Here is a 25,183-nt window from a genome sequence, read left to right as displayed (position 1 = left end):
CCCTTAGCCGAGCTTTGTGAAAAGGAAAACCGCGTCGGCGGCCAAAAGCCCGATCAGTCCGACTTGACGAGCGCGTCGATCGCCATGAGCTGCGCGACCAGCGAGCCCATGCGGTCGAGCGGCACCATGTTGGGCCCGTCGGATGGGGCGTTGTCGGGATCGTCATGGGTCTCGATGAAGACGCCGGCAACGCCGACCGCGACGGCAGCGCGCGCCAGCGGCGGCACCATGGTCCGGTCGCCGCCCGACGACGCGCCCTGCCCGCCCGGCTGTTGCACGGAATGGGTCGCATCGAAGATCACCGGAGCGCCGGTTTCGGCCATGATCGGCAGCGCCCGCATGTCCGAGACCAGCGTGTTGTAGCCGAAACTGGCGCCGCGCTCGGTCAGGAGCACGTTCGGGTTGCCCGATCCGGTCACCTTGGCCGCGACATTCTTCATGTCCCAGGGCGCAAGGAACTGGCCTTTCTTGATGTTGACCACACGGCCGGTTGCGGCGGCGGCGACGAGCAGGTCCGTCTGCCGGCACAGAAACGCCGGAATCTGGAGGATATCCACGACCTCGGCAACCGGCGCACACTGGTCGGGTGCATGCACATCGGTGAGAACCGGCAGGCCGAGCTGCTCGCGGATTTCGGCGAAGACCGGCAGCGCCGCCTCGAGCCCCATGCCGCGCTTGCCGGAAAGCGCAGTGCGATTGGCCTTGTCGAACGAGGTCTTGAAGACCAGGCCGATGCCGAGCTTCACCGACAGCGTCTTGAGCGCCTCGGCCATCTTCAGCGCGTGGTCGCGGCTTTCCATCTGGCAGGGGCCGGCGATCAGCGCCAGCGGCAGGGCGTTGCCGAAGCGCACCGTGCCGGCGGCAACGATCTCGGCCGGACCCCCGGTTCGGCTCGGCGTGCTCGTCATTTCCCCTCTCCACGCATGTCGATCGCCAGGAACGCGCCCTGCCCCGGCGCCCGGTCGATGACCAGATAGTGACTGTGGCGCTGTGCGCCGATGCCGTTGTCGGTCACGATCTTTTCCATCCGGGCGGGGTTGGCTGTCTTCAGCACGATGCCTTCGAGCCGCAGGCCGCGTGTGGGCACCGTGCGCTCGACACCGAAATGCACGCGCAGCCCCTCTGGCGTCATCGCGTCGAACACGGCGTTGGCCATGGCGATGTCGATGCCGAACGAGTGCGCCTGCGTCTCGCGATTGTTGAACACATCCTGCAGGAGATACTGGAAGTCCGTCGGATTGGCTTCCGATGCGACGATGCCGGCGATCCCCGTGACGCCGTTTTCGTGGCGGGTCAGCGCCGAGCGGTCGATGTCGGGCATGGCCACACGCTGACAGCAGAAGAAGAAGCTGTCGGGCGAACGCAGATCGGCGGCAAACGCGTTCTTGAAGGTCGCCCGGCCGGACCGACCCTCGGGGTCGGTCATGGTGCGCCCGAACAGGAGCTTGCGCCCGGCCGAGATGCCGTCCTGCCGGAACCGCTTGTGGTCGGCATCGGCATCATCGGTGGCGAGCGCGATCGCCGAAAAACCATTGTCGCCATTGCGGAAACGGTAGGCCTGATCGCGCGCGGTGAAGACGTTGCCCCTCTGTGCGGTGCGTTCGCAGGTCTCGCGCTGGTCGATGGCGAGCGGCTCCAGGTAGGTGCCGTCAGCGAAGAACACACAGGCGTTCTCCGTACCGAACGGATGCCTGGCGTCCCCGGCGACGATGAAGCCGAGCGCTTCGAGGCGCGCCCGGGCGATGCTCAGTTCCGCGACCGGCAGGACGCAGTGGTCGAGCGCGCGCGGCGTATAGGGCGAAATGCCAGTCATGGCCGGCATGTGCCCCATTTGCCGAAGGCGCGCAAGGCGCCGCCCTCGCCGCCGGCAGCCGGTTTGCCATGGCGCCCCGAGCGCCTATGTTGGGAAAGGAAAAGGAGGTGTCCCATGCCCAATCGACCCCGCCTGATCCCCATGGCGATGGCCATCGCGTCGCTTTTCGCGCTGGCGCTGGCGTTTCTGTTGGCGCCCGCCGATGAGGCCAACGCCGACGAGGGCGCCGCCCGCACCGTCATCACCGATCAGCTCGAGAGCTTTCTCACCGGCGATTTCGACCGTGCCTACGGCCATGCATCCGAGGATATCAAACGCCTGTACCCGACGCTCGACCGGTTCATGTCCATGGTCCAGGGCGGCTATCTGCCCGTTCTCCGGCCCGGAAACTACGCGTTCGGCCGGACCGAGGCGATGCCGGACGGCAGGATCGTGCAGGAAGTGCTCATCCGCGCGCCCGACGGCAGCGACTGGACCGCGGTCTATTACATGGAACAGCAGCCTGACGGCTCCTGGAAAGTGGATGGCGTGAACCTGCGCAAGGGCGCTGCGGGGATGACGTGACATCGTAGCCCCGCCTGAACCAAGACCCCCACCCTTCATCCCTCCCCCGCACGCGTGGGAGGGAAGACATCGAAACCGCGCCACTCGACCAGATCATGCGCCTGGCGCAAATCCTGACGCCAAGGCTGAATGCAGAGGTCCTCCCTTCCATGCGTGCGGGGGAGGGATGAAGGGTGGGGGCAAGAGGTCCGAAGCCCGCAAAGCGCATCAAAGCGCTTCGATGTCGCCCTGCTCCCACACCGCCTCGGTCTCGGCGGCGAACGCAGCGAAGCGGCCTTGCTCGATCGCGCTGCGCATCTCACGCATAAGCCACTGATAATAGAACGTGTTGTGCCAGCTCAGCAGCATCATGCCGAGCATCTCGCCCGACCGGATCAGATGGTGCAGATAGGCGCGTGAATAGTCCCGCGAGGCCGGGCATGCCATCTGATCGTCGAGCGGCCGGTGGTCTTCGGCGTGGCGGGCGTTCTTCAGGTTGACGCGCCCGCGCCGCGTGAAGGCGAGCCCGTGCCGGCCCGAACGGGTGGGCATGACGCAATCGAACATGTCGACCCCGCGCGCGACCGAGCGCAAAAGGTCCTGGGGCGTGCCGACGCCCATCAGGTAGCGCGGCTTTTCCGCCGGCAGGATCGGGCAGACGACGTCCAGCATGGCCAGCATGACCTCCTGCGGCTCTCCCACCGCCAGACCGCCGATCGAGTAGCCCTTCAAATCCATCGCGGTGAGCGCCCGGGCCGATTGTTCGCGCAGGCTCTCGTCATCGCCGCCCTGCACGATGCCGAACATCGCCTTGCCCGGCTGGTCGCCGAAAGCGACCCGGCAGCGCTCGGCCCAGCGCAGCGACAGTTCCATCGCCGCCTTCATCGTGTCCGCGTCGGCCGGCAGCGCGACGCACTCGTCGAGCTGCATCTGGATGTCCGAGCCCAGAAGCCCCTGGATCTCGATCGAGCGTTCCGGGCTCATTTCGTGGATGGCGCCGTCGACGTGGCTCTTGAAGGTGACGCCCTCTTCGCTCATCTGCCGCAGCGCGGACAGGCTCATTACCTGGAAACCGCCCGAATCGGTCAGGATCGGCCTGTCCCAGCCGATGAAGCGGTGCAGCCCGCCGAGCCGGTCGATCCGCTCGGCGCCGGGGCGCAGCATCAGGTGGTAGGTATTGCCAAGGATGATGTCGGCGCCGGCGTCCTTGACCTGATCGAGATAGAGGCCTTTGACCGTGCCGGCCGTGCCGACGGGCATGAAGGCAGGCGTCGCGATGGCGCCGCGCCCGGTCGTCACCGTGCCGCGCCGCGCGCCGCCGTCGGTCGCGTGAAGGGCGAAGCCGAATTCAGCCATCGGGATCGTTCCGGAACAGCAGGCTGGAATCGCCGTAGGAATAGAAGCGGTAACCGGCGTCGATCGCATGGGCATAGGCGCGCCGCATGGTCCCGAGCCCGGCAAAGGCCGAGACCAGCATCATAAGGGTCGAGCGCGGCAGGTGGAAATTGGTCATCAGCACATCGACGCAGCGGAACCGGTAGCCGGGCGTGATGAAGATGTCGGTCGCGCCGGCGAACGGCTGGATGGTGCCCGCCTCATCGGCGGCGCTTTCGAGCAGGCGCAGCGAGGTCGTGCCGACCGAGACGATCGAGCCGCCCCGCGCACGGGTCTGGTTGATCAGCGCGGCGGTCGCCTCGGAGACATGGCCGATCTCGGCGTGCATCCTGTGGTCTTCGGTATTGTCGGCCTTGACCGGCAGGAAGGTGCCGGCGCCGACATGCAGCGTGACGAAGGCGCGGTTGATGCCGGCCGCATCGAGCTTGTCGAACAGCCTGTCGGTGAAGTGCAGGCCGGCCGTGGGCGCGGCGACGGCGCCGTCCTCACGCGCATAGACGGTCTGATAGTCGGCGCGGTCGCGTTCGTCGTCGGCACGTTTCGAGGCGATATAGGGCGGCAGCGGAATGTGGCCCGCCAAGGCGATCGCCGCATCGAGGTCGGGACCGGCCAGATCGAAGGCCAGTTCCACCTCGCCGCCCTCGCCTTTTGCGATGACGGACGCATCGAGCGTGCCGAGAAGACACGCATCGCCGGTCTCGCCGAAGCGGACTCGGTCGCCGGGTTTGAGTTTTTTCGCGCCGCGCGCGAATGCCATCCAGCGGTTCGGCGCGGTGCGCATGTGCAGCGTGGTGCCGATCGTGGCGATCTGGCCGTCGCGCTCGCGGGTGCCTTCGAGCTGGGCGGGAATGACGCGCGTGTCGTTGAACACCATCAGGTCGCCGGCCGACAGGAAGGACGGCAGGTCCATGACGCCCGCATCGGTCAGCGTGTCGCCGCGCACGACGAGCATGCGCGCCGCATCGCGCGGGCTCGCAGGCCTCAGCGCGATGCGGTCTTCGGGAAGCTCGAAATCGAATTCATCGACGCGCATGGGCGGACCGTCGGTCTAGCGGTTGAAGGACCTCCAGGCAGACGACACGGTCGCATCGCACGGAAGTCAGCCCGCCCGCATTGATCAAAGATCCGCCGCGACCTTCATCGACACGATCGAATCGGGATCGCGAACCGGCTCGCCGCGCTTGATCTGGTCGACATTGTCCATGCCGTCGATCACCTCGCCCCAGACCGTGTACTGGCCATCGAGGAACGAAGCGTCCTCAAAGCAGATGAAGAACTGAGAGTTGGCCGAGTTGGGGTTCTGTGCCCGCGCCATCGAGCAGGTGCCGCGGGCATGGTTGGCGTTGGAGAACTCGGCCTTCAGGTCCGGCCGGGACGAGCCCCCCATGCCGGCACGGGCCGGGTCGAAGTGCGGTCCGCCCTGCTTGCCGAAGCGCACGTCGCCGGTCTGCGCCATGAAGCCGTCGATGACGCGGTGGAAGACGACGCCGTCATAGTCACCGGCGCGTGCCAGTTCCTTGATGCGGTCGACATGGCCGGGCGCCAGATCGGGCTTCATTTCGATCACCACCGTGCCCTTGGTGGTTTCCAGGACGAGCGTGTTCTCGGGGTCCTTGTAGGTCAATTGCGTTCCCTCTCCGTGTTTGCTGGTGATGAGCGGCCTATCGGTCCGCCGCGACGGTGACGTCGATCATCCGGTCGGGATCATCGACCGCGCCATTCCGGGCCTGGGCGCCGCGCTTGATGTTGTCGACATGCTCCATGCCGCTGACGACATTGCCGACCACCGTGTACTGCCCGTCGAGGAAGCGGCCCTCGTCGAACATGATGAAGAATTGCGAGTTGGCCGAGTCGGGGTTCTGGGCCCGCGCCATGCCGACGGTGCCGCGTACGAACGGCTCGTCGGAGAATTCGGCCGGAAGGTCGGGCAGATCAGAGCCGCCTGTGCCGGCGCGACCGGGCGCGAACCCGTCTTCCATGTCGCCGAACTGGACGTCGCCGGTCTGCGCCATGAAGCCGTCGATGACCCGGTGGAAGGCGACATTGTCATAGGCGCCCTGGCGGGCGAGCGTCTTGATCTGCTCGACATGGCGCGGTGCAAGGTCCGGCCGCAGGTCGATCACCACCTCGCCGTCCTTGAGTTCGATGATCAGCGTGTTTTCCGGGTCGGACTGGGCGGTCACGGGACCGGCCATGGTCATCGCCAGCGCCATGCCGGCGGCCGCCGCGGTCAGGGTTCGTCGTGTCAAACGCATCAAGGTGCCTCGTTCAAGTGGATCGGGTTCAGGCGGAAAAGCGCGCACGCAGCGCCTTTTCCACCGATGGCGGCACGAAGGGGGAAACGTCGCCGCCCATCGCCGCGATCTGGCGCACCAATGTGGCCGCGATGGGACGCGTCTCGGCCTCGGCCGGCACGAAGACCGTCTCGATGTCCGGCGCCATGGCCGTGTTCATGCCCGCCATCTGCATCTCGTAGGCATAGTCGGTCGAATCGCGCAGACCGCGCAGCATGGCGATGGCGCCGTGCGCGCGCGCGGCCTCAACCACCAGCCCGTCGAACGCGGCCACCGAAACCCGTTCGCCGGCGAGACCGGTCTCCCCGAGCGCCGCATGGATAAGCCGTTCGCGTTCCTCGAAAGCGAACAGGCCCTTCTTGCCCGCATGCACGCCGATCGCCACGGTGACGCGATCAAACAGCACCAGGCCCGCGCGCAGCACCGAAAGGTGGCCGTTGGTCAGCGGATCGAACGAACCCGCATAGATCGCCGTGCGTTGGGTCATGGGAAGCGTGTAGGCAAATATGGCGCGCCTGCAAAGCCCCTCGCGCCCGAAGGCAGGCGCTGGCCGGCCGCCCTCAGCCCGAGACGCAGACGATTGGCCAGGCGCCCCGGCCGGCGACACGCACGATGCCCGCCTCCGCGCCGGCCTTGTCCTCGAAGGCGCGCTCGATTCGCACGCTCACGAGGATTTGCTCGATGTTCGGATCGGTGAAATCGGCGCGCAGCCGGTCGCCATCGGAGAAGCCCTGTCCGAAGACGATGGGTTCCGCATCCGGATTGACGTCCGTGTCGGTTGCATAGGTCGTCCCCTCCGCCTCGATCACGGCGCCCAGGACGGCGAGGACCGGAAGCCGGCCGACCGACAGGAAGACACTGGCATCGGCGCTGTCGGCGCCCGTGCATTCCACCGTGCCGGTGGCGGCGGCCGGGCTCCCCGAAAGGACCGCCAAAACCATGCCGATCGGCGCAATTTTCATGATCGTCTTCATGGATCGCTCCCCATAACCGGCGATCGGCGCGCGCCGTTCACGTTGCTTTGACCGCCCCGTGTGCAACTTCGCACATCCGCATGTCGTTGTTGGAAGCATAGTCGACAACACAAGCAATCGGGAGGTTCCCATGTTCACGATTTACGCAGTGACCGTCGCAGTTGCCGTCCTGACGGGCGCGAGCGCCCTTTCCTTCGGCCTGATGCTGCGTCCGCGCCAGTGATTCCGCGCCCGGAGGGCCGGTAACGCGGCGCGCAAAGGAAATCGGCCGGCGGTTAACCGGATTTTATTGCTTGCGGAACACAACTGGAACAGTTAACGTCTGTTCGACGTTTGTTTTCGTTTGTTTCCGGAATCGCCATGCTGACGCGCAAGCAACTCGACCTTCTGATGTTCATCAATGAGCGGCTCAAGGAGACCGGTGTCCCTCCTTCCTTCGACGAGATGAAGGAAGCGCTGGACCTGGCCTCCAAGTCGGGCATCCATCGCCTGATCACGGCGCTCGAGGAACGCGGCTTCATCCGCCGCCTGCCCAATCGCGCTCGTGCGCTCGAAGTGATCAAGCTGCCCGACGCGATGCAGCCGATTAACCAGGTGCGCCAGCGTTTTTCGCCGAGCGTCGTCGAAGGCGGTCTCGGCCGCCCGTCGGCACCGGCCGAATCGCCGCCAGCGATGCCGCAGGCCGGCGCCAATGACGACCGGGCCGTTCCGGTGATGGGCAAGATCGCCGCGGGCGTGCCGATTTCAGCGATCGAGAACCAGACGCGTGTCCTTTCCGTGCCGCCGGACATGATGGGCAAGGGCGAGCATTACGCGCTCGATGTCGAGGGCGATTCGATGATCCAGGCCGGTATTCTCGATGGCGACACGGTCGTCATCAAGCGCACCGACACCGCCAATCCGGGCGAGATCGTCGTCGCTCTCGTCGACGAAGAGGAAGCCACGCTCAAGCGTTTCCGGCGCAAAGGTGCCTCGATCGCACTCGAAGCGGCCAACCCTGCCTACGAGACCCGCATCTTCGGCCCCGACCGGGTGCGCATCCAGGGCCGGCTCGTGGGCCTCGTACGGCGCTACTGACGCGGCACAAGCGGCCGGTCGACCGGTGGTCGCGGCCGGGTCCGCGCGATCGGTAGGCGGTCAATAGGGTGCCAGATTGCGCGCGGCCCGGCTCCAGCGGCGAGCGTCATGCCAGGGGCGCAACGGCGTCGAGACGGCGTGGCGGACGGCGAGCCTTGGCGAAACCGCGCCACTCTTCTTTGCGGTCCCCGCCTCGGCCTCCAAGCGTTCCGATTCGGACCGGGTCTGCGGTGCGGTTTCCTGCGAAAGCCTTGTTTCATGCGGCGGGTCGGGTGCCGTTCCATTTTCCCGAGTTCGCAGACGACCCCGCGGCGCAGGTCTGATCTCCGCACTGCCGGCGAACGCCAGATCCCGTGCCGTGAGCACGAGCGTTCCGTCGTCGCAGGGTGACTCCGCCGGCGCGTAGGCGAGAACGATCAGATCGAACCGCCCGCAGAGGACGGACGCGTGGTGGTGGCCGCCGTCATGGGCCTCTGCATCGATAGCCTTCAACCCACCGGTCTCCGCCGTCGCGTTCGTGGGACCGTCTGGAAAAGGCGCTGACAGGATCACAAGATCGTATCGCTCGGCGCCGCGCCAGACCGTCGCGATGCAGATTTGTTCGGCGCAGCGCATCGGGGCGACAGGGTCGGCGCCTTGCGCGCGGCGACCGCCCGGCTCGGCATCGGCCGCGCGATGCGCAGGAACCGCCGCTGCCGCGTCCGGGAGCACCCATTCTGCAACACCGTCTTCCAGACCAACCGGCTTGATCACCGTCCGCGCCGCATAGGCCTGCTGCCATTGCTCGACGATGAACGCGTTCGGCCGCGCCCTGTTCACGGCGAGTGCGCCGCTGGTGCCGACGACGGCCATCTGGCGGCCGTCCTCGGAGATCACCGCCAGGGGCAGGTCGCGCTGGCCCATGAACATCGTCGCGGCCAGCGCCGGCAGCACCGCGCCCCAGCGCAGCCACGTGCGGCACACGCAAAACCAGACCATGGCGGCCGTCGCCCACAGCATCGCCGCGTTCGACATGGCGCCGACCATGCCGTCCGGCGAACGGGCGGCGACCCATTGGGCTATGGCGAGGATCCAGCCCGCGCTGGCCGCCATCATCGCGTAGAGCGGGCCATCGACACCGAACGGTATGGCCAGCGTCGCCAGGATCGCCAGCGGCATGGTGATCAGCGAGACGATCGGCATCGCCGCAAGGTTCGTCACGAGGCCCAGAACGGCGACGCGCTGGAAGTGGTAGGCGGCATAGAGCCCGCTCGCCGCGCCGGCGACCAGCGATGTGGCGGCGAGCGCGACGAAGAAGCGAAACGCGCCACTGCCGGCGGCCGCGATCCCCTCGGGCCGCGGTTTCGCCGGGCTTCGGCTTGCCCGCTCTGCGCGGCGGCGGTTCCAGAGGTCGTAGAGCGCGATCAGGGCGAGCGTCGCCGCAAACGACATGTGGAAGCTGGGCCCGACGACGGCGGCCGGATGCAGCGCGATGATGACGATCGCCGCGATCGCCAGGTTGCGTTTGGATATGGCGCGCCGGTCGAGCAGCAGCGCCGCGAGCATCACCGCCAGCATGGTGAAGGAGCGCTGCGTGGCGACGCCCGCCCCGGCCATGAACAGATAGACGAAGATCGCCGCCAGCGCTACGAGCGCCGCATGCTTCTTGACCGCGTGTCCGGCCACCAGCGGACCCGACAGGGCAAGGCCCGCCCGCAGCCCGATCATCACCGTGCCGGCGACGAGGGCCATATGAAGGCCAGATATTGTCAGAATGTGCGCAAGGCCGGAGATGCGCAGCGCCTCGTTGACCGGTTCGGGGATCGCCGACTTGTCGCCATTGACGAGCGCGGCGGCGACCGTGCCGGCTTCGCCGGGCGCGGCCGCGCGGATGCGTTGGCCGAGCCACAGCCGGGCGTTCTGCAGCCGTGCCGCGACGGCCGCGCGCCAACCGTCCGGCGGTGGCGCGGCGACCTTTTCCGGCGCGCCGTAGAAGAAGCCGTTGGCGCCATGGCCGGCGAAATAGCCGTGAAATGTGAAATCGTAGCCGCCCGGCCGGGCCGGACCGGACAGCGGGAACAGCCGCGCGACCCCTTTCAGTCCGTCGCCCGCGCGCACGTCGCTTACCGGGACGCGGGCGGTCACGCGCAGCCGGTCGGGCACGTGCCGAAGCCGCGGCCGCTCGGTCGCCAGCACATCGAGCGTGTAGCGGACCGACCCGTCGGGCCGCTGCTCCATGCGCACGATCCGGCCGGTCAGATGGGTGGTGACTTCCGCGCCGAGCATCTGCGTCGCCTGTGCCATGGTGTGCCATTGCGCCAGCGCCATGCCGGCGAGCAGCAGCACGCCCGTCAGCAGCACCCGCGCAACCGGTCGCGAGCGTGACCGGGCGATGTGCCACAGCAAGGCACAAAAGCCCAGCGCCAGCGGCAAATTGTGGGCCGCCGGTTCGGCCGGCAGCGCGAAATAGCCTGCGACGCCGACGAGCAGCAGGACCGGGACGAGCAGGAAAGGCGTGCCGAACGCCGCCTCGTCGTCGAGCGCGCGCGCCAGATGCGCCGTCCATCGCGCGCGCAGGGCCTGAAGGCGCGGGCGGGCGCGCGGAGACGGTGCGGCCGGTGCAGGCGCCGGGATTTCGGCGGCCGTGCGCTCGGCGCGTTTTTCAGCCGATGTCGGTCTCTTCGGAATTGCAGGCGCATGCAGGAACGCGCGGCATTCGGCCGGTGCGGCGGTCTCGTCCGCTACCGGTTCCCAGCCACGTCGCTTCCTGGTCGTTGTCTCACCCGGACCCGCCACGACGCCACCCTGACGGCCACGTCCTCAGCCGTGACCCCGGTCATCCTGCGGCCGGGCGGGCGCGCTTGCAAGTTGGCAATTGTGTGGTACCAGAGCGCGACATCTGCGGCCTTCACATGTATTGGCCGCCATCGGCCGTGCCAGCACTGACGGCCCACTGCCAACAGAACCGGAGCGGACCATGACGAGCGGCGTTGTCACGCGCTTTGCCCCCTCGCCCACGGGCTACCTGCACATCGGCGGCGCGCGCACCGCGCTGTTCAACTGGCTCTACGCCCGCCACACCGGCGGCAAGATGCTGCTCAGGATCGAGGACACCGACCGCGCCCGGTCGACGAAGGCCGCGGTCGCGGCGATCCTGGACGGTCTGAGCTGGCTCGGCATCGGCTGGGACGGCGAGCCGGTCTCGCAGGCGGCGCGGGCCGAACGGCATGCGGAAATCGCCCATCAGCTTCTCGAGGCGGGCAACGCCTATCGCTGCTACGCCAGCCAGGAAGAACTCGCCGCCATGCGCGAACAGGCGCGGGCCGTGGGCCGGCCGCCGCGCTATGACGGGCGCTGGCGCGATCGCGATCCGGCCGAAGCGCCCGAAGGCATCGATCCGGTGATCCGCATCAAGGCGCCGCGCGAGGGCGAAACGGTCGTGCGCGACCAGGTGCAGGGCGACGTGCGCTTTCCGAACGTCGATCTGGACGATTTCGTGATCCTGCGCTCTGACGGCTCGCCGACATACATGCTGGCGGTGGTCGTCGACGACCACGACATGGGCGTCACCCACATCATCCGTGGCGACGACCATCTGACCAACGCCGCGCGCCAGCAGATCATCTACGGTCATCTGGGCTGGGAGGCGCCGGTCATGGCGCACATTCCGCTGATCCACGGACCGGACGGGGCGAAACTGTCCAAGCGGCACGGCGCGCTTGGCGCCGAGGCCTACCGCGCCATGGGTTATCTGCCCGAGGCGCTGCGCAACTATCTGGCCCGGCTCGGCTGGAGCCATGGAGACGACGAGATCATGTCGACCGACCAGATGATCGAGTGGTTCGAGGTCACCGACATCAACAAGGGCGCGGCGCGCTTCGACATCGCCAAGCTCGAGGCTCTGAACGCCCATTACATCCGCCAGGCGGACGATGCCTATCTGGTCGAGCGGATCGAAGCTCTGCTGCCGGAGATCGAAGGCGGCGCGGCGATCGCGGGCCGACTGGACGATGACAGGCGCGGCCAGCTTCTGGCTGCCATGCCGGGCCTGAAGGAGCGAGCGCGCACCCTGGTGCAGCTCGTCGACAGCGCAGGCTACCTGTTCGCCGTCCGCCCGCTCGCGCTCGACGAGAAAGCCGCCGGCATCCTGACCGAGGATGCGCGCGCCATGCTGACGGGCGCCCATGCCGCGCTTTCGGCCGTCGGGACATGGGACGCCGATCACCTGGACGCCGCGGTGCGCGCCTTCGCCGAAAGCCAAGAGCTGAAACTGGGCAAGGTCGCGCAGCCGCTGCGCGCGGCCCTGACGGGACGGGCCACGTCACCGGGCGTCTTCGACGTGCTCGCGGTGCTCGGTCGCGAGGAATCGCTCGGCCGTATCGCCGACCAGATGGCTTGACCCGGTGGCGGCAACGTGATTTGTGCGTCGCACAATAGGGCTTTGGGCTAGCTTGGCACCCATCGGCAAATGGGCTAGCAAACCGCAAACCACAATCCGCCCCCGGACCCCCTGCGCAGCGCGGCACCGGACAGGAAGCGGAATCCCACACGACGACAGGAGGAGAGGTTATGGCTGACAAGAGTGCAACGCTGAACGTGGATGACGCCGAACACTCCTTCGCCGTGAAATCGGGCAGCGTGGGTCCGGAAGTCATCGACATCTCGAAGCTCTATGCGCAGACGGGCAAGTTCACCTACGATCCGGGCTTCACCTCGACGGCGAGCTGCGAATCCAAGATCACCTTCATCGACGGCGACAATGGCATCCTGCTGCATCGCGGCTATCCGATCGACCAGCTCGCCGAGCATGGCGACTTCCTGGAGACCTGCTATCTGCTGCTCTACGGCGAGCTGCCCAACAAGACGCAGAAGGCCGATTTCGACTACCGCGTGACGCACCACACGATGGTGCACGAGCAGATGAACCGGTTCTTCACCGGCTTTCGCCGCGATGCGCACCCGATGGCCATCATGTGCGGCGTCGCCGGCGCCCTGTCGGCCTTCTATCACGACTCCACCGACATTTCGGACGAACACCAGCGCATGGTCGCCAGCCTGCGCATGATCGCCAAGATGCCGACGATCGCGGCGATGGCCTACAAATATTCGATCGGCCAACCCTTCGTCTATCCGAAGAACGATCTGGACTACGCTTCGAACTTCCTGCGCATGTGCTTTGCGGTGCCGTGCGAGGAGTATGAGGTCAATCCGGTGCTGGCCCGCGCCATGGACCGCATCTTCATCCTGCACGCGGACCACGAGCAGAACGCCTCGACCTCGACGGTGCGGCTCGCCGGCTCGTCGGGCGCCAATCCGTTCGCCTGCATCGCAGCCGGCATCGCATGCCTCTGGGGACCGGCGCATGGCGGCGCCAACGAGGCGGCGCTGAACATGCTGGCCGAGATCGGCACGCCGGACCGCATTCCCGAGTTCATCGACCGCGCCAAGGACAAGGACGATCCGTTCCGCCTGATGGGCTTCGGCCACCGGGTCTACAAGAACTACGATCCGCGCGCCAAGATCATGCAGAAGACGACGCACGAGGTGCTCGGCGAACTGGGCATCAAGGACGATCCGATGCTCGAGGTCGCCATGGAGCTTGAGCAGATCGCGCTGACCGACGAGTATTTCATCGAAAAAAAGCTCTATCCGAACATCGACTTCTATTCGGGCATCACGCTGAAGGCGCTGGGCTTTCCGACCAACATGTTCACAGTGCTGTTCGCGCTGGCGCGCACCGTCGGCTGGATCGCCCAGTGGAAGGAAATGATCGAGGATCCGAGCCAGAAGATCGGCCGGCCGCGACAACTCTATACCGGCGAGCCGCAGCGCGACTACATCCCGCTCTCAAAGCGCTGAGGTCAAGGGGCCGCCGGCAGCCCCGTCTCGTTCAGCCATCGCGACGCAGGGCCGCGGCGACGATGTCCGCGCCCTTCTCGCTGGGCGGCACGTCAACGCTCATGCGGGCGCGGATATCCGCATAGTCATCCATCATGCGGGCCCGTTCGGCACTGCCGGGGCGCGCGAGCGTTTCGGCCAGCCGCGCCAGCATGCCCGGCCGGATCATCTCGTCATAATATTCGTTGATCACCACCTTGTCGGCGATGATGTTGGGCAGCGCCGCCGACCAGGTCGTCAGCATTCGTTCGGCGACACGCCGGATCAGCGGATCGGCGCGGTAGCACGAAATCGCCGGCACGCCGGCCAACGCCAGTTCGAGCAGGACGGTGCCCGATGCCGCCAGCGCCACGTCGGCACGTCCATAGGCCTCGATCTGTGCTTCACGCCCGGTTGTCACGCGCACCATGTCGGGCCATTCCAGAACGTGATCGCGCACCGGTCGCTCCAGATGCGGAAGCGTCGGCAGGCTGATGGACAGCGCCCGGCCCCGCTCGCGCAGGATTTCGACAGCCCGGCGGAAATCGCCGAGCAGGGCGCGCACCTCCGAGCGGCGTGAGCCGGGCAGCAGAAGCAGGTTGATCGTATCGTCGCCCTGGGCGCGTGGGCCGCGCGTGCGGTTGGCCTGCCAGCAGCGCTCAAGCTCCGCGTCCGCCATCAGCCGGTGGCCGACATAGTGTGTCTCCGGCCCGCCGAGATCAGCCATCACCTGCGGCTCGAACGGCAGGATCGCCAGGACATGGTCGACGAAGGCCGCCATGTCGCGGGCGCGGCCGGGCCGCCAGGCCCAGACCGTCGGGGCGACATACTTCACGACCGGCAAATGCGGCAGCCGCAGCTTCACCCGTCGCGCGACGCGCAGCGAAAAATCGGGGCTGTCGACGATGATCAGGCAGTCGGGTTTTGCCGCGATCAGCGCATCGGCGGTCTGGCCGATGCGACGGGCGAGACGCGGCAGGCTCTTGAGTACCGCGCTCAACCCCATCAGGGCGATTTCGTCCGCGTCGAACAGCGAGTTGAGGCCGAGTGCATCGAGCGGCGGGCCACCGACGCCGATCAGCCGGGCCGGCGCGCCGAGCCGGGCATTTAGCGCCTCGATCAGTTCGGCCGCCAAGAGCTGGCCCGAGGTCTCCCCGGCGACGATGCCGATCAGCGGCGCGCGCGCGACGTCACCGGTCATCCCGGCCCCTCCCCCGCGATCAACGCCACGGGATCGGGCGTCAGGCCGACCAGAAACAGGCCGGCCCGGTCGGCCGCCTCGACCGTCGCGGCCCGATCCATGACGAGCGTGTTTTCGCCGTGGACTGCGATGCCGGAAAGGCCTGCGGCGGCGGCGTTGCGCACCGTCTGCGGGCCGATCGTCGGCATGTCGACCCTGATATCCTGGCCCGGCTTGCGCAGCTTCACGAGGACGCCCCCCTTCTTGCGGCCGAGCCGGCCGATCGCGCGCAACTGCGCGACGCGTTCAATCATGGCGTCGGTGCCTTCGGCGCCTTCCAGCGCGACAACGCGCCGACCGACGACGACCACAGCCTGGCCGGCATCGAGCGCGCCGAGCGTGGTGGCGGCCGCAACCCCGGTGTCGATCGACGCGCGCTGCCCCCTTGGTACCGCGACCGACCCCAGCAGGCCGGCGGGCGCGACCAGATCGGGCTCGAGTTCGTGGGCCCCGACGACGGTGAGCCCGCCGTCTTCCATCATGCGTACCACGGCGCGCAGCAGCGCGTCGTCACCCCGGCCAAGAGCGCCGACGATGCGGCCGATGAAGCGCAGGGTCGTCCAGTCGGGGCGGAAGCGCCCGATGTCGGGCCGGCCGCGGACCGAGCCGACCAGCGTGACCGTTCGCACGCCACGATCAAGCATGAAGCGCTTGAAGCGCGCCAGTTCGACCGGGTTCACCGCGATGTGGTCATAGGCGGCGAGCGCCGGATCGGCATCACCCTTGAGCATGACGACCACGAACGAAAGGCCGCGATCGGCCATCGACCGGGCGAGATGCACGGGCACCTGCCCGCCCCCGGCGATGATCGCGATCGGTGCGCCGGAACCGTCCTCGGGCGCCCGGGCCATCGTTTACTCCGCGCGGCCTTCGGCCTTGCGCGCGCCCGCGCCGCTGAGCGGGGTGGTGAGCTGGCGCTTGGCCTGTTCGAGCACGAAATGGACGATCTGCTGGACCGGTTCGATGTCGGCGAAGTCCGAAGCCAGGCGCCTTGCGTTGTCGCGCACCGAAAGTCCGTTGTCTGCGAACAGTTCATTGAATGCCTGACGGACGCGACCGATCTGCTCCCGGCTCATGCCGGCACGCTTCATGCCGACCAGGTTGAGCCCGCTGAGATAGGCGCGGCTGCCCATCGCCAGGCCGTAGGGGATGACGTCGTGGGCGACGCCGGTCAGACCGCCGATGAAGGCATTGTTGCCGATCGTGCAGAACTGGTGGATGGCGCCGCCACCGCCGACAATCACCCGGTCTCCGATGGTCACGTGGCCACCGATCATGACGTTGTTGGCGAAGGTGACATGGTCGCCGATGATGCAGTCGTGGGCGACATGGGAATAGGCCAGAAACATGCAATGGTCGCCGACAACGGTCTCGCCGCGCGCATTGCCGGTGCCACGGTGCATGGTCACGCCTTCGCGGATCGTCACGTTGCGGCCGACGATCAGGCGCGTGGGCTCGCCCTTGTAGGCGGCGTTCTGCGGCGCCCCGCCGAGAACGGCCTGCGGATGAACCGTGCAACCCGCGCCGATCTCGGTCGGGCCGGTGATCGAGACGTGGCTCATCAGCTCGACATCGTCGCCAAGCGTCACATCGGAGCCGACATGGCAGAACGGGCCGATGCGCACGTTCGCGCCCAGTTGCGCGCCGGTCTCGACGAGCGCGGTGGGATGGATGAATGTGGGCTTTGCGTCCATGATCACACCCCGCCGCCGCGCTTGGCGTCGTCGGGCGAAAGCATGGCGGTCAGTTCGGCCTCGGCGACCGTCTCGCCGGCGACCCTGGCGATGCATTCGTAACGGCAGATCGAACCGCGCCGCTTGATCAGCCGCACGTGGTATTCGAGCACATCTCCGGGGACGACGGGTTTGCGGAACTTCGCCTTGTCGATCGACATGAAATAAACGAGCGCCGGCCTGTCCATGCCCAGGCTGCGGATGCCGATCGCGCCTGCCGTCTGCGCCAGCCCCTCGATAATCAGCACGCCCGGCATGATCGGATTGCCGGGAAAATGGCCAAGAAAGTGCGGCTCGTTATAGGTGACGTTCTTGATGCCGACCGCCGAATCGAGCCCGTCAATATCAACGATGCGATCGACGAGCAGCATCGGATAGCGGTGCGGCAGGGCCTTGATGATGTCGGCGAGATCGGCGGTTCCGAGCGCGCCGTCGGTCTTTGTTTCTGTCATTGCGGCCCAGTTCGGTTTCACTCGGATCGAGGCGACCTCTTACGGTCATCGGCGAGCTTGCGCAACGCCAGCAGTTCGCGAAGCGCCTGCTTTGCCGGCCGGGCGGGCGAGCCGCCCCACCGTTCGCCGGAGGGAATGTCGTCCATGACGCCAGAGCCGCCGGCAATCTGCACCTTATCACCGATGGTGATCTGGTCGGCGATGCCGACCCCGCCACCGATCATGCAGCCGCTGCCGATGGTGACCGAACCGGAAATGCCGCAGTGACCGGCGATCACCGTGTGCATTCCGATGCGCACATTGTGGGCGATCTGCACCAGATTATCTATCTTGGTGCCCTGCCCGATCACCGTGTCGCCGAGCGTGCCCCGATCCACCGCGGTGTTGGCGCCGATCTCGACATCATCCTGAATGATCACACGGCCGAGTTGAGGCACCTTGCGCAGGCCGTCCTCGCGCGGCACGTAGCCGAAACCGTCCTGGCCGATCGCCGCGCCGGGCAGGATGCGTACGCGGTCGCCGATCAGCGCATACTGGATCGTGCTGTTGGCGCCGATGCGGCTGTGGCGGCCGATGCGGCAGCCCCGCGCGATGACCGCGTTGGCGCCAACGATAGTCCCGGAGCCGATCTCGACGCCATCGCCGATGATCGCGCCGGCTTCGACGACGACACCGTCCTCGAGCCGCGCGTTTTCGGCGATCACCGCACCCTGTTGCGTGGGCCGCGTCGCGGCCGGATCGATGAAGGGCGAAGCGTCCCCGATGCTGGCGGGAAAGAGCGCCAGCGCGATATCCTGAAACACATGGCGCGCCCGCCGTGCCGGCACGAGGACGGGTCCCGCCGGTAGCCTGTCCTGCAGATCATCCGCGCCGATCACCGCCGCGCAGACCGAAAGCGCCTGAAGATCGATGCCGCGGGCATTGTCGACGAAGACGAGGCTGCCCGGTGCGGGATCGGCGGCCGACGCAAGCGTCTGGATCTGCACGGACCGAAGGCCATCATCGCCGAGGTCGATCCCGGCCAGCTTGACCAGATGGCCAAGCGTCGCCGGCAGGTCGGCATGGTGGAAATGCGGGTCAATGGCCAAAGCGGCACCACTGGCTGCGCCCGGCCGGCTGGCCGGGCGTTCACAGGCCGATCAGAATGCGGTCGACACCGAGAAGTTGAAGCGCTGCTCGTCGTCCTGCGGTTCCTTGACCAGCGGCCAGGCATAATCGAAGCGCAGCGGAGCGAAGGGCGACTGCCAGATCACGCTGAGACCGGCCGAAGCGCGCCATTCGAGATTGGTGTTCTGGGCACCGGCGACATCGGAGCCGAACAGCGTCGCCGCGTCAGCGAAGACAGCGCCCTTGAAGCCGAGATCGCGCGGCAGCGCGGGCAGCGGAAACTGCAATTCGGCGGTGGCGTTGAAATAGGTCTTGCCGCCGATGAAGTTGCCGGCCGCATCACGCGGACCGATGCCGTTGAAGGCGAAACCGCGCAGCCGGCGCGGGCTCATCTCGAACTGGTCGAAGCCCTCGACGCTCTGGCCAAGCCCGGTCACGTTGCCGGCGCCGCCCCGCAGCAGGCCGATCAACTCGGCATCCTCGGCGAGCGTCATGTAGTAGGACGCGTCCGCCGTGGTCCGGATGAAGCGCGCATCGCCGCCAAGGCCCGCAACTTCCTGGTTCACGCGCATGAACAAGCCGTCGCGCGGATCGTTGCGATCCTCGATCGTGTTGTAGACGAGCCCGTAGATGACCGAGGACTTGATCCGTGCCTGACCGCTGACGATGCGGCCCTGAACGAAGGCCGGCGCGCCGCAGTTGGCGTCCGGATCGCCCGGCAGATCGGTACAGTCTGTGCCATCGGCCGAATAAACGTCGCGCTGATAGTTGTAGCCGACATTGGCCGTCAGATCGTCGGTCAGTGGCAGGCCGAACGACACGGTACCGCCGGTGCTAGTGCGCTCGTAGTCGCCCAGATCGTTGCGGTTCTGGTAGAGGCCGAACGTGGCGGCGACACGATAGCCGAGGAAGTAGGGCTCGGTGAACGACAAATTGTAGGTGCGCGAGGATGTGCTGCCACCGATGCCGATCCGGATCGCCTGACCGCGGCCAAGGAAGTTGCGTTCGGAAATCGAACCTTCGAGATTGACGCCCTCGTTCTCACCGCCGGTGGCATAGCCAACGCCTGCACCGAACTCGCCGGTCGACTTGTCCTCGACCTGAACGACGACGATGACGCGGTCGGGCGAAGAGCCGGGACGCGTGGAGATCCGCACCGTGCTGAAGAAGTCGAGCGCCTCGAGGCGGCGCTGGGCGCGACGGATCAGGACCTGGTTGAACGCATCGCCTTCGGAAACATCGAACTCGCGGCGGATGACGTAGTCGCGGGTCCGGGTGTTGCCGACGATCTCGATCCGCTCGATGAAGGCGCGCTGGCCCTGATCGACGATATAGGTGACGTCGATCGTGCGGTTGTCGAAGTTGCGGTTGCCGACGGGCGTGACCTCGGCGAACGGGAAACCGGCACCGGCCAGCCGTTCGGACATGGAGATCAGCGTGTCCTCGACCTCGCGGGCGCTGTAGACGCTTCCCGACCGGGTCGAGATGGTGCGCGCGAGCGCGTTCGTGTCGGCGCCGGTGACCGTGCTGTCGATCTCGATGTTGCCGAACGTGTAGCGATCGCCCTCGTCGACCTCGATGTTGATGACGATGTTGCCGGTCGACGGATCGACCTCGGCGGACGAGGAGATGATCCGGAAGTCGGCATAGCCGCGGTTGAAATAGAAGCGGCGCAGCGCTTCCTCGTCGGCCGCCAGACGCTGATCGTCATAGACGTCATTGCGCGTCAGCCAGGACAGCGGGTTGGACGCCTTGGTCGAGATCACCGCCTGCAGGCGGCGGTCGCCGAACGCGTTGTTGCCGGTGAAATTGATTCGCGCGATCTTGGTCCGGTCGCCTTCCAGGATCTGGAAGATCACGTTGACCCGGTTCTCGCCCAGATCGACGACGCTGGCATTGACCGTCACGTCGCTGCGGCCGGTGCGGCTGTAGGCCTCGACGATCGCCTCGACGTCCGCATCGAGAATCGCCTGTTCGAAGCGGCTGCGCGGCGTCAGTTCCACCACGTTACGCAGGCGATCGTCGTCGAGCCGACGGTTGCCCTGGAAAAGCACCTGGTTGACGGTCGCATACTCCTCGACGGTGACGACGAGCGTCGACCCGGAAGTGACGACAGCGGCATTGGCGAACAGGCCCGAGCGGAACAGCGCACGCACGGCATCGTTGATGTCCGAACCCGAATAGTTGCGGCCTGAGCGGTAGCCAACGAAATCGGCGATCGTCTGTTCGGAGACGCGCTGATTGCCGCGCACGGAAATGGACGTAACGACAGCGGCTTGTGCGCTTGCGGTTGTCAGCACGCTGACTGCCACCGCACCGCCGACAGCCGGCGCAATCGCCAGAGCTGCTGCCGAGACGGCGCTTAGAAACCTAGGAGCCGCTTTCATGCGGTAGTGTCCCCAATCTGCTTGGGTCCGAGCCAGACCAGAACCATCACTCAAATGCCGAAATCCGTATTGCAGGGTTTTTCCGCACACGCAAGCAGTCGGGTTAAAAAGCGTTTAGCTTGTGCCGCTTAGTGGCGTTTTCGCAACGCATCGCGCCCCGCTATGGTAAACGAAATATCTCAAATCCGACCGATTTCGCAGCCGGCCGGCGTGGCGTCACGTTCTATCCGCTGCCGAAAAGAATCGTGATGTCGTTCCACGTCGCGAACACCATCAGGCCCAGAACCAGCGCGAATCCGATCCTGTAGCCATATTCCTGCGCGGCTTCGGAGAGCGGCCGGCCGCGCACGGCCTCGTAGGCGTAGAAGAGCAAGTGGCCGCCATCGAGAATCGGCACCGGAAGCAGGTTCAGAAGACCGATGGAGACAGACAGGATCGCGGTCAGGTTGAGCAGTGCGACGAAACCGAGCGTGGCGACCTGACCGGAGACCTGCGCGACCCGAATCGGTCCGCCGATCTGGTCGGCGTTCTCGCGGCCCGTGACGACGCCCGCGAGATAGCCGCCGGTGCGGGCGATGACGTACCAGGTTTCCTGAAAGCCGAGGCCGACGGCCTCGACCGGGCCGTATGTCTCCACGCGGTAGCGCCCGAGTTCGGGATTGTTGACGACGCCGATGATGCCCTGCTCGATCTGGTTGCCGAACCGGTCCTCGATTTCCAGGCGCTCGGGCGTGATTGTCAGCGCAATCTCGGCGCCGTCGCGTTCGACGACCATGTCGATCGGCTGGCCGGCGCGCGGGGCGACGTAGCGCTGAACGTCTGAAAAGCTCGAAACGGGTCGGCCATCGAGGCTGACGAACCGGTCGCCCACCTCAAGACCGGCTTCCTGCGCGGCGCCACCGTCGCGCAGTTCGGCGACGACGGGATCGGCGACCGTGCGGCCGAACAGCGCCAGCACGAAGGCGAAGATGACCACCGCCAGGATGAAGTTGGCGGCCGGGCCGGCAAAGACGGTGGCGGCGCGGCGCCACACGCTCTTGGTGTGGAAGGCCTGACGCCGCTCCTCTTCGGTCAGATCGTCTTCGTCGGTCGCGCCGGCCGATGCGGCGTTCATGTCACCGATGAACTTGACGTAGCCGCCGAGCGGAACCGCCGACAACCGCCAGCGCGTGCCCCGGCGATCGGTGAAGCCGACCAGTTCCGGGCCGAAGCCGACCGAGAAGACCTTGGCGCCGATGCCGCACCAGCGGCCGACCAGATAGTGCCCCAACTCGTGGAAAAAGATGACGATCGTCAACACGAACAGGAACGGCAGCAGGATGCCGATGATGAAGCCGTCGGTGGAAGCCAGATTGGCGAAGAAATCGAGCATGGAACGTCCGGAAGCGGTCAGAAGAAGGCCCGGGCCGGCTCGGTCATGCCGGCGCTGAGCACACATGCAAACCATAGGCCAATCGCGGCGAAAACAAGACCGTCGACGCGATCCATGACACCGCCATGGCCCGGAATCACGCGGCCTGAATCCTTCACGCCGGCGCGCCGCTTGATCCATGATTCGAACAGGTCACCGGCCTGCGACAGGACCGACAGGAAAACGGCCAGTGCGGCCGCCGCGCCCCATCCCGAGACGCCGAACGCGGCATGGACGATCAGGGCTGCAACGATCGCGCCGGCAAGTCCGCCGAGCGCGCCGGCGATGGTCTTGTTGGGCGACACGCGCGGCGCCAGCTTCGGCCCGCCGACGGCGCGCCCGACGAAGTAGCCGCCGATGTCGGTTGCCCAGACCACGGCCACCAGGAAGATGATCGCCACCAGGCCCGGCTGAAAGCCCCAGTGCCCGCGCAAGAGGCCAAGGCTCGTCAGCAGCAGCGCGGCATAGAGGAACCCGCCGATCGCGCGGCGGTCCTTGAGGCCGATGGCGGCGATCGCGAAAAGCGCGAGCACGAGAACCAGCAGCAGGCCCTGGACCGACGCCGGCGCGAACAGCACGATCAGCGCGCATGCGATCAGCGCCAGAATGCCGGTGCCCTGCAACCGGTCGTCCGCGCCAGGCATCTTCATGCCGATCCATTCGGCCCAGAAGACGGCGGCCATCAGCGTGACCAGGATGACAAAGGGCGTGCCGCCCGCCAGCGTCGCCAGGAGGAAGATCGTGCCGAGCACCACGCCGGACCAGACCCGGGTGGCCAGATTGCTCATAGGGCGGCGTCCCGCGCCGTCGCCACCGCGCCGTAGCGGCGCTCGCGCCGGCCATATTCCTCAAGCGCCCGGACCAGTTCGGCCTCGTCGAAGTCCGGCCACATGCAGTCGAGAAACACGAACTCGGAATAGGCGGCCTGCCAGAGCAGGAAATTGGACAGACGCATCTCGCCGCTGGTGCGGATGATCAGGTCGGGATCGGGCAGACCGGCGGTATCGAGTGCCGCGGTGATGTCGGCGCTGGTCAGGCGGCGGTCGCAATCGGGGCTCTGACGGGCCTGATCGACCAGCTTCTGGGCAGCCCTGAGGATCTCGTCGCGCGAGCCGTAGTTGAAGGCGATGTTGAGGTTGAGCCGAACATTGCCGCGCGTGCGCTGCTCGGCACGCTCGATCAGGTCGAGCAGATCGGGCTGAAGCCCTTCGCGGCCGCCGATGACGCGCACGCACACGCCGTTCGCCGCCAGTTCGCTCAGGTCGCGATGGATGTAGAGCCGCAAGAGGCCGAGCAGATCGCGCACCTCGTCGGGCGGCCTCGACCAGTTCTCCGAGGAGAAGGCGTAGAGCGTCAGGTGCCGGATGCCGAACCGCGGGGCTGCCCTGACCGTGCGCCGGACCGCTTCCACCCCGGCCTTGTGGCCGAAGGCGCGCGGCATCGAGCGCGCATTGGCCCAGCGACCGTTGCCGTCCATGATGATGGCCACGTGTTCGGGACCGGCGATCTCGTCAACGGGCGCTTTGGACAGCAATGGACCTCTCCGTGGGGACGCCGGGCGCCGGGACTGGATATGGGAAACGGGTGCGCGTCAAACCTGAAGGACTTCGGTCTCTTTCTCGGCCAGCAGTTCGTCGATGCGGCCGATGTAATGATCGGTCTTCTTCTGCACCGCCTCGGATTGCGAGCGGCTCTCGTCCTGACCGATCTCGCCGTCTTTTTCGAGCTTTTTCAAGGTCTCCATGCCGTCACGGCGCACATGGCGCACAGCAATCCGCGCATTTTCCGCGTATTGGTGCGCGACTTTGACCAGATCGCGGCGACGTTCCTCGTTCAGTTCGGGCAGCGGCACGCGAACGGTGGTGCCGTCGGTCATCGGATTGAGACCGAGCGTCGATTCGCGGATCGCCTTCTCGACGGCGCTGACCATCGACTTGTCCCAGACGTTGACCGCCAGCATGCGCGGTTCGGGCACGGTGACGTTGGCCACCTGGTTGAGCGGCATCTCGCTGCCATAGGCCGGCACCATGATCGGATCGAGCAGGGATGCCGAGGCGCGGCCGGTGCGAAGGCCGCTCAGATCGCTCTTGAAGGCATTGATGGCGCCTTCCATGCGCCGGGTCAGATCGGCAATGTCGAATTCACTCATGGCACCAGTTCCTCCGGAACGTCGGTCGTTAGGATTCATGGACGACGGTCGAGCGGCCCTGCCCCTTAAGGATGAGGGCGAGGCCCCCATGCTCGTGGATCGAAAAGACGACGATGGGAATGCGGTTCTCGCGGGTCAAGGCCACCGCCGCGATGTCCATGACATTCAGGCCCTTTTGAATGACCTGGGCGTGGGTCAGCCGGTCGTAGCGTTCGGCCGAGGGGTCGGTCTTGGGATCGGCCGAATAGATGCCGTCGACCTGCGTGCCCTTGAGCAGCGCGTCCGCGCCGATCTCGGCCGCCCTGAGCGCGGCGGCCGAATCGGTCGTGAAATAGGGATTGCCCGTGCCGCCGGCGAAGATGACCACGCGGCCCTGCTCGATGTTCCACATCGCCTTGCGCTGCGAGAAGCTCTCGCAAAGCTGCGGCATGGCGATCGCCGACAGCACCACGGCATCGAGACCATACTTGACGAGCGAAGTGCGCAGCGCGAGCGAATTTATCACCGTCGCCAGCATGCCCATATGGTCGCCGGTCACCCGGTCGCCGCCGCGCGAGGCCACCGCCACGCCGCGGAAGATGTTGCCGCCACCGATGACGATGGCGACCTGCACGCCAAGATCGACCGCCTGCTTGACGTCCGCTGCGATGCGGTCGGCGACCTCAACGTCGATGCCGAAACCCTGATTGCCCATAAGCGCCTCGCCGGACACTTTGAGCAGCACGCGTTTGTAGGCAATCGGATCGGTCATG

24 protein-coding genes are annotated in these 25,183 nt (G+C 66.7%); 4 read left to right on the top strand and 20 right to left on the bottom strand.

All coding sequences use genetic code 11. From position 1 onward, the window contains the following. Positions 1 to 53 precede the first annotated feature (53 nt). Both kdsA and E0E05_RS08830 read right to left on the bottom strand, forming a co-directional pair. Complete coding sequence (gene kdsA / locus E0E05_RS08835; protein WP_131616372.1) at positions 54 to 908, bottom strand: 3-deoxy-8-phosphooctulonate synthase; 855 nt, start codon at positions 906 to 908, stop codon at positions 54 to 56. Then, on the bottom strand, positions 905 to 1,813 hold the full coding sequence (locus E0E05_RS08830; protein ID WP_131616371.1) for a VOC family protein: 909 nt from the start codon (positions 1,811 to 1,813) through the stop codon (positions 905 to 907). Before E0E05_RS08830 ends, kdsA begins: the two co-directional genes overlap by 4 nt. A 114-nt stretch (positions 1,814 to 1,927) precedes the next feature. On the opposite strand from E0E05_RS08830, the gene E0E05_RS08825 reads away from it, so the two are divergent. Then, positions 1,928 to 2,377: a DUF4864 domain-containing protein gene (locus E0E05_RS08825; RefSeq protein ID WP_244597639.1), complete on the top strand. Its 450-nt coding sequence runs from the start codon at positions 1,928 to 1,930 to the stop codon at positions 2,375 to 2,377. A gap of 207 nt (positions 2,378 to 2,584) precedes the next feature. Here E0E05_RS08825 and tgt read toward each other — a convergent pair whose 3' ends face one another. The 6 genes from tgt to E0E05_RS08795 form a co-directional block, all read right to left on the bottom strand. Continuing rightward, positions 2,585 to 3,712: a tRNA guanosine(34) transglycosylase Tgt gene (gene tgt / locus E0E05_RS08820; protein WP_131616370.1), complete on the bottom strand. Its 1,128-nt coding sequence runs from the start codon at positions 3,710 to 3,712 to the stop codon at positions 2,585 to 2,587. Continuing rightward, positions 3,705 to 4,784: a tRNA preQ1(34) S-adenosylmethionine ribosyltransferase-isomerase QueA gene (gene queA, locus E0E05_RS08815; protein WP_131616369.1), complete on the bottom strand. Its 1,080-nt coding sequence runs from the start codon at positions 4,782 to 4,784 to the stop codon at positions 3,705 to 3,707. The genes tgt and queA overlap by 8 nt, the downstream gene beginning before the upstream one ends. An 84-nt stretch (positions 4,785 to 4,868) precedes the next feature. Beyond that, a complete protein-coding gene (locus E0E05_RS08810) occupies positions 4,869 to 5,375 on the bottom strand; it encodes a peptidylprolyl isomerase (protein WP_131616368.1) in 507 nt (168 codons plus the stop codon). 37 nt (positions 5,376 to 5,412) lie between these two features. Then, entirely contained in the window at positions 5,413 to 6,006 is a 594-nt protein-coding gene (locus E0E05_RS08805) for a peptidylprolyl isomerase (protein WP_192900394.1), read from the bottom strand. A gap of 28 nt (positions 6,007 to 6,034) precedes the next feature. Continuing rightward, positions 6,035 to 6,532, bottom strand: a complete 498-nt coding sequence (gene coaD / locus E0E05_RS08800; RefSeq protein ID WP_131616367.1) for a pantetheine-phosphate adenylyltransferase — start codon at positions 6,530 to 6,532, stop codon at positions 6,035 to 6,037. Between the two features lie 73 nt (positions 6,533 to 6,605). Then, positions 6,606 to 7,007: a hypothetical protein gene (locus E0E05_RS08795; protein WP_131616366.1), complete on the bottom strand. Its 402-nt coding sequence runs from the start codon at positions 7,005 to 7,007 to the stop codon at positions 6,606 to 6,608. A 372-nt stretch (positions 7,008 to 7,379) separates the two neighbouring features. Here E0E05_RS08795 and lexA point away from each other — a divergent pair, with 372 nt between their 5' ends. Beyond that, the gene (lexA, locus tag E0E05_RS08790) at positions 7,380 to 8,096 is read left to right on the top strand and encodes a transcriptional repressor LexA (RefSeq protein WP_131616365.1); all 717 of its coding nucleotides are present in this window, start codon (positions 7,380 to 7,382) and stop codon (positions 8,094 to 8,096) included. A 60-nt stretch (positions 8,097 to 8,156) separates the two neighbouring features. On the opposite strand, the gene E0E05_RS08785 is transcribed toward lexA, so the two are convergent. Further along, on the bottom strand, positions 8,157 to 10,871 hold the full coding sequence (locus E0E05_RS08785) for a ComEC/Rec2 family competence protein (protein ID WP_131616364.1): 2,715 nt from the start codon (positions 10,869 to 10,871) through the stop codon (positions 8,157 to 8,159). A 181-nt stretch (positions 10,872 to 11,052) separates the two neighbouring features. On the opposite strand from E0E05_RS08785, the gene gltX reads away from it, so the two are divergent. Continuing rightward, positions 11,053 to 12,474 carry a glutamate--tRNA ligase gene (gltX, locus tag E0E05_RS08780; RefSeq protein ID WP_131616363.1) on the top strand — a complete coding sequence of 474 codons (1,422 nt, stop codon included), beginning with the start codon at positions 11,053 to 11,055 and terminating at the stop codon, positions 12,472 to 12,474. A gap of 170 nt (positions 12,475 to 12,644) precedes the next feature. Then, a complete protein-coding gene (gene gltA / locus E0E05_RS08775; protein WP_131616362.1) occupies positions 12,645 to 13,934 on the top strand; it encodes a citrate synthase in 1,290 nt (429 codons plus the stop codon). A 31-nt stretch (positions 13,935 to 13,965) separates the two neighbouring features. Here the strand turns inward: gltA and lpxB are convergent, their stop codons facing one another. The 11 genes from lpxB to pyrH form a co-directional block, all read right to left on the bottom strand. Further along, positions 13,966 to 15,153 carry a lipid-A-disaccharide synthase gene (gene lpxB / locus E0E05_RS08770; RefSeq protein ID WP_131616361.1) on the bottom strand — a complete coding sequence of 396 codons (1,188 nt, stop codon included), beginning with the start codon at positions 15,151 to 15,153 and terminating at the stop codon, positions 13,966 to 13,968. Further along, positions 15,150 to 16,043: an LpxI family protein gene (locus tag E0E05_RS08765; protein WP_131616360.1), complete on the bottom strand. Its 894-nt coding sequence runs from the start codon at positions 16,041 to 16,043 to the stop codon at positions 15,150 to 15,152. The genes lpxB and E0E05_RS08765 overlap by 4 nt, the downstream gene beginning before the upstream one ends. Positions 16,044 to 16,046: 3 nt before the next feature. After that, positions 16,047 to 16,886 (bottom strand): acyl-ACP--UDP-N-acetylglucosamine O-acyltransferase, encoded by an 840-nt coding sequence (gene lpxA / locus E0E05_RS08760; protein ID WP_131616359.1) that lies wholly within the window; start codon positions 16,884 to 16,886, stop codon positions 16,047 to 16,049. Between the two features lie 2 nt (positions 16,887 to 16,888). After that, a complete protein-coding gene (gene fabZ / locus E0E05_RS08755; protein ID WP_131616358.1) occupies positions 16,889 to 17,377 on the bottom strand; it encodes a 3-hydroxyacyl-ACP dehydratase FabZ in 489 nt (162 codons plus the stop codon). Between the two features lie 17 nt (positions 17,378 to 17,394). Then, positions 17,395 to 18,465, bottom strand: a complete 1,071-nt coding sequence (lpxD, locus tag E0E05_RS08750; RefSeq protein ID WP_244597638.1) for a UDP-3-O-(3-hydroxymyristoyl)glucosamine N-acyltransferase — start codon at positions 18,463 to 18,465, stop codon at positions 17,395 to 17,397. Positions 18,466 to 18,516: 51 nt separating this feature from the next. Next, positions 18,517 to 20,784 (bottom strand): outer membrane protein assembly factor BamA, encoded by a 2,268-nt coding sequence (gene bamA / locus E0E05_RS08745; protein WP_342212057.1) that lies wholly within the window; start codon positions 20,782 to 20,784, stop codon positions 18,517 to 18,519. 310 nt (positions 20,785 to 21,094) lie between these two features. Further along, positions 21,095 to 22,243, bottom strand: a complete 1,149-nt coding sequence (gene rseP, locus E0E05_RS08740) for an RIP metalloprotease RseP (RefSeq protein ID WP_131616356.1) — start codon at positions 22,241 to 22,243, stop codon at positions 21,095 to 21,097. 17 nt (positions 22,244 to 22,260) lie between these two features. Beyond that, on the bottom strand, positions 22,261 to 23,070 hold the full coding sequence (locus E0E05_RS08735) for a phosphatidate cytidylyltransferase (protein WP_131616355.1): 810 nt from the start codon (positions 23,068 to 23,070) through the stop codon (positions 22,261 to 22,263). Beyond that, positions 23,067 to 23,789: an isoprenyl transferase gene (locus E0E05_RS08730; RefSeq protein ID WP_131617965.1), complete on the bottom strand. Its 723-nt coding sequence runs from the start codon at positions 23,787 to 23,789 to the stop codon at positions 23,067 to 23,069. Before E0E05_RS08730 ends, E0E05_RS08735 begins: the two co-directional genes overlap by 4 nt. 84 nt (positions 23,790 to 23,873) lie before the next feature. Then, positions 23,874 to 24,431 (bottom strand): ribosome recycling factor, encoded by a 558-nt coding sequence (gene frr / locus E0E05_RS08725; RefSeq protein WP_131616354.1) that lies wholly within the window; start codon positions 24,429 to 24,431, stop codon positions 23,874 to 23,876. A 28-nt stretch (positions 24,432 to 24,459) separates the two neighbouring features. Beyond that, entirely contained in the window at positions 24,460 to 25,182 is a 723-nt protein-coding gene (gene pyrH, locus E0E05_RS08720; RefSeq protein WP_131616353.1) for a UMP kinase, read from the bottom strand. Position 25,183 lies beyond the last annotated feature (1 nt).

The organism is Roseitalea porphyridii (assembly GCF_004331955.1).
In the GTDB taxonomy this organism is placed as follows: Bacteria; Pseudomonadota; Alphaproteobacteria; order Rhizobiales; family Rhizobiaceae; genus Roseitalea; species Roseitalea porphyridii.
Note: the sequence above shows the minus strand (reverse complement) of the source record. Positions and strands in the feature narration are given on the sequence as shown.